A 10,789-nucleotide genomic window follows, 5' to 3' on the forward strand; every position below is an offset into this window, starting at 1 on the left:
GCACCGGCCCGCCGCCCGAGAGCCCGATGGGGCCCGCCGACGCCGCCGGCCTGCCCGCCGGGATGGTCGGGCGCGAGGTCGCCGGCTACCGCCTGGAGGGCGAGGTCGGGCGCGGCGGCATGGCCGTCGTCTACCGCGCGAAGGACCTGCGGCTCGGCCGGACCGTCGCCGTCAAGCTCCTGGCCCCCGAGCTGGCCCGCAACGAGGTGTTCCGGCAGCGGTTCATGCACGAGTCCGAGGCCGCCGCCGCGATCGACCACCCGCACATCGTGCCGATCTTCGAGGCCGGGGAGCACGAGGGCATCCTGTTCATCGCGATGCGCTACGTCGACGGCGGCGACCTGCGCGCCCTGATGGGCCGCAGCAGGCCCTTCCCGGTCGACCGGGCCGCCCGGCTGGCCCTGCAGATCGCCTCCGCCCTGGACGCCGCGCACGACCACGACCTGGTCCACCGGGACGTCAAGCCCGGCAACGTGCTGGTCGCCGCCGGCACCGACAGCGAGCACCCCGAGCACCTGTACCTCGCCGACTTCGGGCTCACCAAGAAGTCCCTGTCGCTCAGCGGGCTGACCAGCGTCGGCCAGATCGTCGGGACGCTCGACTACGCGGCGCCCGAGCAGATCTCCGGCCGCCCGCTGGACGGGCGCTGCGACCAGTACGGCCTCGGCTGCGTGGTGTTCGAGATGCTGGCCGGCGCGCCGCCGTTCCGCCGCGAGAGCGACCTCGCGCTGCTCTGGGCGCACCTCAACGACCCGCCGCCCCGCGTGCGCGAGCACCGCCCCGACCTGCCCGAGGCCGTCGACGCCGTGGTCGCCCGGGCGCTCGCCAAGGCGCCCGAGGACCGGTACGCGACCTGCCTGCAGTTCGTCGCCGAGCTGCGCGCGGCGGTGGCCTCCGTCGCCGCGCCCGCCGCCTGGACGGGCGGCGGACCGCCGACCCAGGTGGTCCCGGCGGTCGCCGCGGTCTCCTCCGTGCCCGAGCCGCCCGCGTGGGCCGCGCCGGTCGTCCACCCGCCGCCGCGCGGCGGAGAGGAGCGGTACGCCCCATGAACACCGTCAGCCAGGTCTTCGCCATGCTCGCCGCCGCCGTCCACATCATCGCGTGGCCGCTGGAGAGCTTCCTCTACGGGCACCCGCGCGTGCGCTTCCTGCTCACCGGCAGCACGGCGGACGCCCCGGAGGTGCGGGTGTGGCGCTTCAACGTCGGCTTCTACAACCTGTTCCTCGCGCTGGGCCTGGTCGCGGGGCTGGTCCTGCTGCACACCCGGCACGACACCGCCGGTCGGGCGATGATCACCTACGTCAGCACCTTCATGATCGCCGGCGGGGTCATCCTGTTCGTCTCGGAACCCAAGGTCTGGCGCGGCGCCCTCGCCCAGGCGCTGCCGCCGGTGGTGGTCCTGCTGGCCGAGGCGTTCTGAGGCCCCGATCTGAGGCCCCGACCGGTCACACGCGTCAGCCCTCTTCCGGCACCTCGCCCCGGCGTCCGACGCGCGCCGCGAGCAGCGCGCCGAGAGCACCGGCCAGCAGTCCCCAGCCGGCCGCCAGGGGCACGGCCGTCCACAGGTACGGGTGGAGCGTGAGGCTGCCGTTGCCGAGCCCGGCCAGGGGGCCGCCCGCACTGCCGAGGACGGAGCCCAGGAGGCCGCCGAGCCCGCTCTCCCCCACGCCGACGCCGAGCACGGACAGCCCGTAGTCGGCGTCCACCCGGGTCCACGCCCCGATCAGGGCGACCGCCACGGCCGTGGCCAGCGCCAGCCGGACGGCGTGCTGCCACAGCGGGACGGTCCTCGGCGAGCGGTAGGCCGCGAGGAAGCCGGCCGCGAGCAGCAGGACGGCGGCGATCGGCAGCAGCCACCAGCTGCGCGCGTCCTGGTCGGCGAGGGTGCCGAGGCTCACCGTCGCCTCGTGGCCCTCCGGTGCGCGCAGCACGTCGGCGAGCGGCTTGGGCACCGGCAGGCCGAGGGCCCCGGAGAGCCGGCCGTGCCACTCGGCGCCGAGCCCGACGCCGAACGCCAGCCACCCGAGGTTCGGCAGGGCGAGCAGCACGACCGCCATCGTCTGCCGCCCGTTGCCGTGCGCGAGCGCCGTCACCACGCCCGCCACCACGCCGATCGCGACGTACCCGAGCAACACCGTCCAGAGCGCGAACGCGGCCGGGCGCACGGCCTGTTGGTACGGCAGCAGCGCGCGCGGCAGCGGCGCCCGCCGGGACACCGCGAACGTGCCCGCGAGCACCACGAGCAGCCACGCCAGCCCGATCCCGACGGTGGTCGGCCCGTCCGCGTGGAAGCCCACCTCGGGGGTCAGGCCGAGCGCGTTGCCGATGGCCTGCTCGATGCCGCCGCCGAGCGGGACGGTGAAGGTGTGCGAGGCGCCGAGGGTGAGCAGGACCAGGGCGAGCAGCCAGAGCACCACCGTCCGCACGATCCGGCCGAGCAACTCGGTGCCGCCGGTCACCGCGCGGAAGCGCAGTTGACGCAGGAACACCTCGGCCATCACCACCGCGCCGGCCAGCCCGACGGACAGCGGCATCGCGCTGATCCCGGCGTCCACGGCGGCGAACTGACCGGCCCCGCCGTCCAGTTGGACGGACCCGCCGACGGCCAGCGCCACCGTGGCGGCGAGCACCGACGGGAACCCGCCGCCCGGGAGGTCGTCCGCGCCGGCCAGCCAGAGGCCGAGCGCGGCCACCGCCGCCATCGCGGCGAGCCCGGCCACGACGACGGCGAGCGCGTCCAGCCACCCGCGCACGGCGCCGGGCGCTCCGGCGGGGGCGGTCGCGGCCTGCTGCATGTCGCCTCCTGCTGTTCCTGCGGGTGCCGGACGGGTTCCGGTGTGCCGGACGGCTTCCGGCCTGGCGGACGGTCCGGGTGTGCCGGACGACTTCCGGTGCGCCGGACGGTCCCGGGCCTGCCGGACGGCTTCCAGCCTGGCCGAAGCGGCGTCGGCACGCGCGGCGACGGTGCGCGTGCCCGCTGTTGCGACATCCGGGGCACGGGGGGAGAAATGGAACCCAGCGGCAGAAGCGTTCCCCGCCGGCCCTCTGCGCCGGCCGCCTACGAAACGGAGCCGCCATGAGTTCCCAACCCCCTCCCTCCGGCCCGCCCGTCGGCCCCCCGTCCGGCCCGCTCTCGGGCGGCGGCGCGGCCGGCCCGCCCTCCGTCCCGCCACCGCCCTCCGGGCCGCCGGGACAGTCCGGACCGCCCACCGGCGGCCCAGGGCGCGGGCCCCGCCGTCCGTGGTGGCGCTCCGGACGCGGCATCGCGGTGGGCGCGGGGGTGCTGGCGGCGGCCGTGGTGGCCACCGTGCTGGTCGTGAACAACCAGAGCGGCGGCAGCAAGAACGAGATGGTGCCGACCGCCAACGAGGTCGCGCTGCAGGCGCCGGCCGACTCGGGCCCCGACCCGTTCACCCAATCGGTGGAAACCACCCCGGTGAGCGCCCCGGCCCCCGCCCCGGTGACCTCCCCCGCGCAGCAGCCCGGCCACAGCGCCTCGCCGGCCGCCCTCCACAGCGTGCAGGGGACGTCGAGCGGGGTCTACGGCGGGACGATGTCCAAGCCGAGCTGCGACACCGAGCGGCTGATCGCGATGGTCTCGACCGGCGACGTCGGCCGGGCCTGGGCGTCGGCCGCGGGCATCGACCAGGGCGCGATCCCGTCCTACCTGCGCTCGCTCACCTCGGCGTACCTGCGCGTGGACACCCGGGTGACCAACCACAACTACAAGAGCGGCGTGGTGACGGAGTACCAGTCCGCGCTCCAGGCCGGCACCGCCGTCCTGGTGGACGCGCAGGGCGTGCCCCGGGTGCGCTGCTCGTGCGGCAATCCGCTGAAGGCGCCGGTACTGGTGGCCAACGCCAAGTACATCGGCAGGCCGTGGCAGGGCTTCGAGCCGACCACGCTGATCATCGTCGTGCCGGCGCCGCAGCCGGTGACCGAGATCATCCTGGTCAACATCCAGACGGGCGGCTGGTTCTCCCGTGTGACCGGACGGCTCGAAGTGATCGACCGGCCCGTGGGGCCGCCGAGGGAGCCGCTGGTGCCGTGGATCCCGCCGCCCACGCCGTGGCGGCCGGGCACGCCGTCGGGGACGGCCTCGACATCGGCCTCGGGGACCACGACGTCGGGTTCGACGACCTCGGGTTCGACGACCTCGGGCTCCACGACCTCGGGTTCGACGACGTCCGGCTCCACGACGTCCGGCTCCACGACGTCCGGCTCCACCACGTCGGGTTCGACCACCTCCGGCTCCACGACGTCGGGCTCGACCACCTCCGGCTCCACGACGTCCGGGTCCACGACGTCCGGCTCGACCACGTCGGGCTCCACGACCTCCGGGTCCACGACCTCCGGCTCGACCACCTCGTCGGGCGGGCCGTCGTCCTCCTCGGGCAGCCCGTCCGAAACGAAGGCGACGGCGACCACCACCTCCCCCGGCACGCCGACGTCGACGGCCACGTGCCGGCCGGCCGGCCCACCCCCCCCCCGGCCCCCCGGCCCGCCCCCCGGGCGGCCCCCCCCCCCCCCCCCCCCTGCCCGCCCGCCGTCCCCGCCCCCGCCCCCCCCGGCCGCCACACCCGGCACGCTGCCGACGTGCCCGCCCACGGCGACCGCGTCCCTCAAGACGACGTCCGCGGGCACCACATCCGCCGGCACCACGACGTCGACGACTCCCACGCACACGCCGACGGTCCACACCCCGACGGCGACGTGCGCGACCACCGCCCCGGCCACGCTGCCGGCCTGCGCAACGACCTCGGCCCCGACCCCCTGATCGCGTGACTCCCCCGCTGCCACCGGCCGTTCGGCCCGCCGGTGGCAGCGGCACGCGTCAGGGCAGCAGCACCCGGGTGTCGTCCGGCCCGAGCACCCGCCCGTCCGCCGCCCGCACCTCCACCGGCGCGACCGGCGCGCCGGACGCCCGCTCGACCAGGCGCGCGCGGGGCTCGTCGGCCCCGAAGAACCACTGGTCGCCCCACTGCCGCAGCGCCGTGACCACCGGGAACAGCGCGCGGCCCTTCTCGGTGAGCAGGTACTCCTGGTACGGGCCGCCGTCGGCGGCGGGCGCGAGCTCGAAGACGCCGTTCGCGACGAGGCTGGCGAGGCGCGCCGACAGGACGTTCTTCGCGAGGCCGAGGTTCTTCTGGAACTGCCCGAAGCGCCGCAGCCCGTCGAAGGCGTCGCGGACGATCAGCAGCGTCCAGCCGTCGCCGACGACGTCGAGCGGACGGGCGACCGGACAGGCCGACTCCTCGTGCGTGATGCGCTTCGGCACGTCCGCCGCCTCTCCTCCTCGGTCGTTCCGGTCACTCAGGGTATCGGTTGCCATCGAACCCGGCGGGCGTTCCGGGGCAGGCCGCGGGACGGCGGCCACGGACTCCGGCCACCGCCCCGCGAACCCGCCGGCCCTCAGAACCCGTGGGCACTCATGACCCGCCGGCCCTCAGTCGACGCAGGGGATCCCGCCCGCCTTGACCGCCGGTCCCTGCATCGGGAGGCCGGCCGCCGGGTCGCCCTGATCGCCGGAGGGAGCGGCGGACGGCGCGGCGCTCGGCGTGGCGGCACGGGCGCTGCCCAGCGTGACCACGACGTGCCCCGCGGGCACGCCCGAGGCCGCCGTCGCGGTGACGCCGTAGCGGGCCGCGATCGCCTGGGCGTCGGCCTTGGCGCCGGTGCCGTAGGTGACCGTGGTGGTCTTCGTCTTGACCGCCGCGTCGCCCACCTTGCCCGCCGGGTAGCCGAGTTCGGTGAGCGCCTTGGACTCGTTGGCCGCCGCGCCGGGCCCGGCGGCCGTCACCGCGAGCACGTCCACGGTCGCCTTGTCCTTGGCGGGCGTCGCCGCGGCCGTCGTGGGCGCGGCGCTCGCGGCGGCGGCGTCCCCGGGATCGGGCGCGGCCTGGACGGGCGCCGGGTCGCGGCTGAAGAGCTGCCGGGTGATCTTCTTGATCAGGTCCGGGTTGACGGTGTTGACCTCCTGGCCGCCGACCGTCTTGAATCCGGTGATCGGCAGGGTGTTGAACTCGACGTTGCCGCCGGTGAGGTTGGGCGCCTGCTGGGCGAAGTCGAGGATGTTCCACTCGTTGTCGATGACGACGTCCTTCTTCACCACCCCGAAGAGCTTCTGCATCTGGCCGAAGTCGTTGAGGATGCCCTGCTGCTTGAGCTTGTACTCGACCGAGGAGATGAACGCCTGCTGGCGGTGGGTGCGGTCGAGGTCGCCGTTGGTGAGGTGGTGGCGCTGGCGGACGAAGGAGAGCGCCTGGGCGGCGTCCAGCGAGCTGATGCCGGCGGGCAGCTTGAGCCCGGTGCCGCCGCCCTCGTGGCTCGCGGTGCGGGCGATGATCGGGTCGTCGACCGGGTGGTTGAGGCAGACCTGGATCGGCTCGACCGCCTTGGCGATGTCGTAGAAGCCGATCAGGTTGACCTCGGCGAAGTGGTCGATCGGGACGTCCAGGAAGCTCTGCACCGTCTGGATGGTGGCCGAGCGCCCCGCCTCGCGGCTCTGCCGCTCCAGCTCCGCCTTGGAGAGCCCCTTGTTGGCGAGCTTCGCCTCGGCGGCCTCCTTCGCGATCCCGTACGCCTCCTTGATCTTGTGCATCTTGCCGTCCGCGCCGACCGTCTGCACGTAGTCGTCGCGCGGGACGGACAGCGCGGTGACCTTGCCGCCGTTGGCCGGGATGTGCAGGACGATCAGCGCGTTGGTGTTGTACCCGCCGATCTCGCTCGACCCGGCGTGCAGCTCGTCCTCGACGAACTGCTTCGGCAGGTCGTTGCCGTCCATGTCCTTGCGGCTGTCGAGGCCGATCAGCAGCAGGTTCACCGACTTGTCGAGGTGCGGCGGGGCGTTCTTCTTGGCCTCGCCGAGCGCGCCGGACTTGGTCATGCCGTCGTCGAGGCTGCGGTACTCGTACCACGTGAAGCCGCTCGCCCCGAGCACGGCCACCGAGACGGCGCAGGCGATGGTGCGGGCCGCGACCGCCAGCGGCGCCGGTCCGCTGCGCGCGGCCCGCCCGCGCGGGGTCCTGCGGTCAGCCACGTCGACTCCTCCGGTTGCCGTCGGATGTCCCGCCGCCGCCGGCCCGGGCCTCCGGCTGCCGGCCCTCCGGCCGCCGCCGTTCGGCGACGGCCTTGGCCACGATCACCACGAGCGCCGCCACCACCGCCGCCGCCATCACCGGGAACGCCCCGACGACCCAGCGCAGCGCGCCCGTGCCGAGCTGCTTGGTGTTCTGGTACTGGTCACCGTTGAACACGTACTCCGTGGCGGAGGCCGTGACCAGCACCACGAGCGGCGCGCCGGTCACCACCCACCAGCGGCCCGCCGGGCTGCACAGCAGCGCGGCGAGCCCGGTGCCGAGGACGGCGGCGACGGCGAAGAGGATGCCGACGCCCGGGCCGCCCAGCTCGTCCGCCACGGCGCCGGCCAGCGGCAGGCCGATCGCCAGCACGACCGCCACGAGGCTCCCGCGCTTCTGCGCCTGCTGCTTGCGCCGCGCGGCGGCGTTCGCGCGCTGGCCCCGCGAGCCGGGCGCCGGGGCCGGCTCGGCCGCGCCCGCCGAACGCGACCGCTGCGCGGGGACTGCGGCGTCGTCGGGGCGCGGCCCGGCCTCCTGGTACGGCGTTCTCGCCCGCTGCCCGGCCATGCGCACTTCCCTCGATCGTTTCGGCTGCCGCGGCGCGAGCGCGCCGCTCTGCGTGCCGGGACGCGGAGCGTCCAGGCAGCGGTTCCCGCTTCTACAGCGCTGTAGAAGCGGGACTGGAGCATACAAACCCATTTCAGCAAAGTCACCCGCCGTGCTCCGCACCGGCGGACCACCGGGTGGCCGTCGCTAGGATGGTCATGATCCGAACGATCATGCCCCCCGCCACGTCGGCACATCAACAGGAACGCATCAGAGGAGCAGAGCGTCACCATGTTTGAGAGTCTGAAGAACCTCGCGGACAAGGCCACCGACCTCGCCCGCGAGCACAGCGACGTGATCGGGCAGGGTCTGGACAAGGTCGGCGACGCCATCGACGACCGGACGGACGGCAAGTACAGCGGCCACATCGACACCGGCGTCGAGAAGGCCAAGGACTTCCTCCGCAACCTCGACGGCGAGCAGAAGCCGGGCGAGTAGCACCTGCCGGACGCACGTCCACCAGTACGGACATCGAACGGAATTCCGGACGGACGGGGAGGGGCCGGCAACGGTGAGCGAAGAACAGGGCGGACCGCGCTGGGGACGCTGGATCGCCGTCGGCCTCGTGGTCGCCGTCGGCTGGGGCATGATCCGCGGCGGCGACCACCCCGGTGCACCGTCCGCCTCACCCTCCGCCCCGTCGGCCTCCTCCTCGTCCGCCGAGTCCTCCTCGTCCGCCCCTTCCTCGCCCCCCGCGCCGTCCTCCTTGCGGGACTACGACCCCGCCGACTACGCGAAGCCCGTCCGCGAGTACGCGGCCCAGGCGGGCGTGAACCCGCAGCTCGTGATGGCGATCCTCTACAACGAGTCCTACAAGCCGCACGACCCCGACCTCGAACGCGCCTGGCAGCGCAGCAAGCCCGACGCCTCCTTCGGCATCGCCAACATGCACCGCGCCGCGTTCGACGACACCAAGAAGGGCCGCGACTTCGCCTCCCGCCGCTGGGAGGAGCTCCCCGACGACCGCAACCTGGCCGTCCAGGCCGAGTCCTGGCACCTGCGCGACCTCGCCGACCAGCTCCCCGCCAAACCCGCCGGCCCCTACACCCGCGACGAACTCCTCGCCCTCGGCTACAACACCGGCTCCTCCAACATGCTCGCCTTCGCCCGCGGCGCCAAACCGGGCTCGCAGGCGCAGTCCTACCTCGACCGCCTCCACGACAACTGGCAGAAGTCCGCGGACGCGGTGAAGTGACCCGGCGGGCCCGGGCGGCCGGACCCGGGCCGCCAGGTCCCGGCCGTCAGGGGGTGGCCGTCAGGTCCCGGCCGTCAGGGGGTCGTGGTGGTCAGCCGGGTGGTCCACTTGGAGCGCCAGGCCAGGGCGTCGGTGACGGCTTCGGTGATGGTGCGGCGCGGGGTCCAGCCGAGGAGGGATTCGGCGGTGTCGATGGCGGCGTAGCAGCCGATGACGTCGCCGGGGCGGGGGCCGGCCTCGCGGACGTCGAGGCGGGCGCCGACGGCGGTTTCGAAGGCGGCGACCAGTTCGCGGACGGTGGTGCCCTCGCCGGTGCCGACGTTGACGACGCGGTAGCGCTCGGCGGCGCCCGGGGCGATCACCTCGTCGAAGCGCAGGAGGGCCGCCACGTGGGCGTCGGCGACGTCCTGGACGTGGATGTAGTCGCGGATGCCGGAGCCGTCGCGGGTCGCCCAGTCGGTGCCGGTGACGGTGAACGGGGTGCCGGCGCCGTGGGCCTCGATCAGCTTGCCGAGGGCGTGCGAGGGGTGGAGGTCCTGGAGGCCGGTGCGCAGCTGCGGGTCGGCGCCGATCGGGTTGAAGTACCGCAGGGTGATGACGCGCTGGTCCTCGGCGTCCTCGCCGCGGGTCCAGTCCTGGAGGATGCGTTCCATCATCTGCTTGGTGCGCGCGTACGGGCTCTGGGCGTCGACGGCGCAGGTCTCGTCGACGCGGCCGTCCGGGGTGGGCGCGTAGATGGAGGCCGAGCTGCTGAAGACGACGCGGGTGCAGTGGTGGCGCTGGAGGGAGTCGAGGAGTTCGACGGTCTTGGCGACGTTCTCGCGGTAGTAGTAGAGCGGCTTGGCCACCGATTCCGGCACGACGATCCGGGCCGCGCAGTGCAGGGTGGCGTCGATGTCGGGGTGTTCGGCGAAGACCCGGTCGAGGAGCTCGGAGTCGGCGATGTCGCCCTGGTAGAAGATCCTGTCCTCGACGAATTCGGCCCGGCCCCTGGACAGGTCGTCCAGCACGACCGGCGTCACTCCCCGGTCGAGCAGCGTGGACGCGACCGTGCTGCCGATGTAACCCGCCCCGCCGGTGATGAGGACCTTCTTCATAGGCCGCGCTCGCTTTCGTCCGTCCGGCCGCCGGGTGGCGGCCGGTCCTGAGACCAGGGACGGCGGCGCGGAGCGGACGGTTCCACCACGTACCGTGGCGGCAAGGGTCAGCGGCGGGCAGCGCGGGCGCGGAGCCAGTAGCCGACGGCGACGAGGACGACGGCCGCGGTGGCGGTGGCGATGGCGGCCCAGGTGGTCGTGTCCGACGTGGTCTCGTGGGCCGGCGGCGCGGCGGCGTGGGCGGCCTCGGGGGCGGCGGCGGACGTGGGGCCGGCGCTGCTGACGACCGGTGAGACGGACGGCGGGACGACCGGTGCGACGGACGGCCCGGCCGGGGCGGGGCCGGTCATCGCCGGGGCCGGGTCGGTGATCGCGGCCGCCTCGACGTCGAGTTCGCGCTCGCCGTGCCCGAGCGACGGGAAGGCGCAGTCGACGGTGACCTTCCAGTGCCCGGCGGGCAGCGTCTCGCGCGTGGTGTACGTCCCGGGGCGGCCCGGGACGGGGACGAGCACCCAGGGGCCGGCCGAGCGGCCGTCGCCGGAGGTCGCGGCGAGCGTGCCGGCGAACTCGTCGACGACCGGGTCGCGGTCGTTCTCGAAGGTGGCGACGGTGGTCACGTGGCCGTTCTGCTGGCCGGGGATCTCCAGGTGGACGGTGTCGCCGTGGGCGGAGGCGGGGAGGGCGGCGAGGCCGAGGGCGGTCACGGCGAGCGCGGGGGCGGCGAGGAGCGTTCGGGTGCGCATGGCGGGGGTTCCTCGTGGGGTGGGGGCGTGCGGGGCGGAAACGGGTGCGGGTGGGGGGGCGCCCCCCGG

Annotated in this window: 11 protein-coding genes and 1 pseudogene; 6 read left to right on the forward strand and 6 right to left on the reverse strand. The window is 74.6% G+C overall.

The annotated features are described in order from the left end of the window. The first annotated feature begins 26 nt into the window (after positions 1-26). Entirely contained in the window at positions 27-1,049 is a 1,023-nt protein-coding gene (locus ACFV4G_RS14015) for a serine/threonine-protein kinase (RefSeq protein WP_380439915.1), read from the forward strand. Continuing rightward, positions 1,046-1,420, forward strand: a complete 375-nt coding sequence (locus ACFV4G_RS14020) for a DUF1304 domain-containing protein (protein WP_380439894.1) — start codon at positions 1,046-1,048, stop codon at positions 1,418-1,420. The genes ACFV4G_RS14015 and ACFV4G_RS14020 overlap by 4 nt, the downstream gene beginning before the upstream one ends. Before the next feature lie 34 nt (positions 1,421-1,454). Here ACFV4G_RS14020 and ACFV4G_RS14025 read toward each other — a convergent pair whose 3' ends face one another. Continuing rightward, positions 1,455-2,795, reverse strand: a complete 1,341-nt coding sequence (locus tag ACFV4G_RS14025) for a streptophobe family protein (protein WP_380439896.1) — start codon at positions 2,793-2,795, stop codon at positions 1,455-1,457. Between the two features lie 758 nt (positions 2,796-3,553). Between ACFV4G_RS14025 and ACFV4G_RS14030 the strand changes: the two are divergent. Together ACFV4G_RS14030 and ACFV4G_RS14035 are read left to right on the forward strand one after the other, a co-directional pair. Next, positions 3,554-3,934, forward strand: a pseudogene (locus ACFV4G_RS14030) (DUF6777 domain-containing protein); the annotation flags it as partial. Positions 3,935-4,596: 662 nt separating this feature from the next. Further along, positions 4,597-4,785 carry a hypothetical protein gene (locus tag ACFV4G_RS14035; protein ID WP_380439919.1) on the forward strand — a complete coding sequence of 63 codons (189 nt, stop codon included), beginning with the start codon at positions 4,597-4,599 and terminating at the stop codon, positions 4,783-4,785. A gap of 49 nt (positions 4,786-4,834) precedes the next feature. Here the strand turns inward: ACFV4G_RS14035 and ACFV4G_RS14040 are convergent, their stop codons facing one another. The 3 genes from ACFV4G_RS14040 to ACFV4G_RS14050 all read right to left on the reverse strand — a co-directional run bounded on the left by ACFV4G_RS14040 (position 4,835) and on the right by ACFV4G_RS14050 (position 7,646). Beyond that, positions 4,835-5,278: a winged helix-turn-helix transcriptional regulator gene (locus tag ACFV4G_RS14040; RefSeq protein WP_380439898.1), complete on the reverse strand. Its 444-nt coding sequence runs from the start codon at positions 5,276-5,278 to the stop codon at positions 4,835-4,837. A gap of 168 nt (positions 5,279-5,446) precedes the next feature. Then, a complete protein-coding gene (locus tag ACFV4G_RS14045; protein ID WP_380439900.1) occupies positions 5,447-7,039 on the reverse strand; it encodes an LCP family protein in 1,593 nt (530 codons plus the stop codon). Continuing rightward, entirely contained in the window at positions 7,032-7,646 is a 615-nt protein-coding gene (locus ACFV4G_RS14050) for a DUF6542 domain-containing protein (protein ID WP_380439902.1), read from the reverse strand. Before ACFV4G_RS14050 ends, ACFV4G_RS14045 begins: the two co-directional genes overlap by 8 nt. Positions 7,647-7,916: 270 nt before the next feature. On the opposite strand from ACFV4G_RS14050, the gene ACFV4G_RS14055 reads away from it, so the two are divergent. After that, a complete protein-coding gene (locus ACFV4G_RS14055) occupies positions 7,917-8,123 on the forward strand; it encodes an antitoxin (protein WP_359958508.1) in 207 nt (68 codons plus the stop codon). 148 nt (positions 8,124-8,271) lie between these two features. Next, complete coding sequence (locus ACFV4G_RS14060) at positions 8,272-8,880, forward strand: lytic transglycosylase domain-containing protein (RefSeq protein ID WP_380439917.1); 609 nt, start codon at positions 8,272-8,274, stop codon at positions 8,878-8,880. Between the two features lie 74 nt (positions 8,881-8,954). Here the strand turns inward: ACFV4G_RS14060 and galE are convergent, their stop codons facing one another. Beyond that, positions 8,955-9,977 (reverse strand): UDP-glucose 4-epimerase GalE, encoded by a 1,023-nt coding sequence (gene galE / locus ACFV4G_RS14065; protein WP_380439907.1) that lies wholly within the window; start codon positions 9,975-9,977, stop codon positions 8,955-8,957. A gap of 107 nt (positions 9,978-10,084) precedes the next feature. Further along, the gene (locus ACFV4G_RS14070; protein ID WP_380439909.1) at positions 10,085-10,720 is read right to left on the reverse strand and encodes a hypothetical protein; all 636 of its coding nucleotides are present in this window, start codon (positions 10,718-10,720) and stop codon (positions 10,085-10,087) included. Positions 10,721-10,789: the final 69 nt, after the last annotated feature.

The organism is Kitasatospora sp. NPDC059747 (genome assembly GCF_042732955.1).
Lineage (GTDB): Bacteria > Actinomycetota > Actinomycetes > Streptomycetales > Streptomycetaceae > Kitasatospora.

Bases quoted from the DNA above. Each gene is read 5' to 3' on its own strand.
- ACFV4G_RS14015 (WP_380439915.1), top strand. From the start codon at position 27: ATGGGGCCCGCCGACGCCGCCGGCCTGCCCGCCGGGATGGTCGGGCGC.
- ACFV4G_RS14020 (WP_380439894.1), top strand. From the start codon at position 1,046: ATGAACACCGTCAGCCAGGTCTTCGCCATGCTCGCCGCCGCCGTCCAC.
- ACFV4G_RS14025 (WP_380439896.1), bottom strand. From the start codon at position 2,795: ATGCAGCAGGCCGCGACCGCCCCCGCCGGAGCGCCCGGCGCCGTGCGC.
- ACFV4G_RS14050 (WP_380439902.1), bottom strand. From the start codon at position 7,646: ATGGCCGGGCAGCGGGCGAGAACGCCGTACCAGGAGGCCGGGCCGCGC.
- ACFV4G_RS14055 (WP_359958508.1), top strand. From the start codon at position 7,917: ATGTTTGAGAGTCTGAAGAACCTCGCGGACAAGGCCACCGACCTCGCC.
- ACFV4G_RS14060 (WP_380439917.1), top strand. From the start codon at position 8,272: ATGATCCGCGGCGGCGACCACCCCGGTGCACCGTCCGCCTCACCCTCC.
- galE (WP_380439907.1), bottom strand. From the start codon at position 9,977: ATGAAGAAGGTCCTCATCACCGGCGGGGCGGGTTACATCGGCAGCACG.
- ACFV4G_RS14070 (WP_380439909.1), bottom strand. From the start codon at position 10,720: ATGCGCACCCGAACGCTCCTCGCCGCCCCCGCGCTCGCCGTGACCGCC.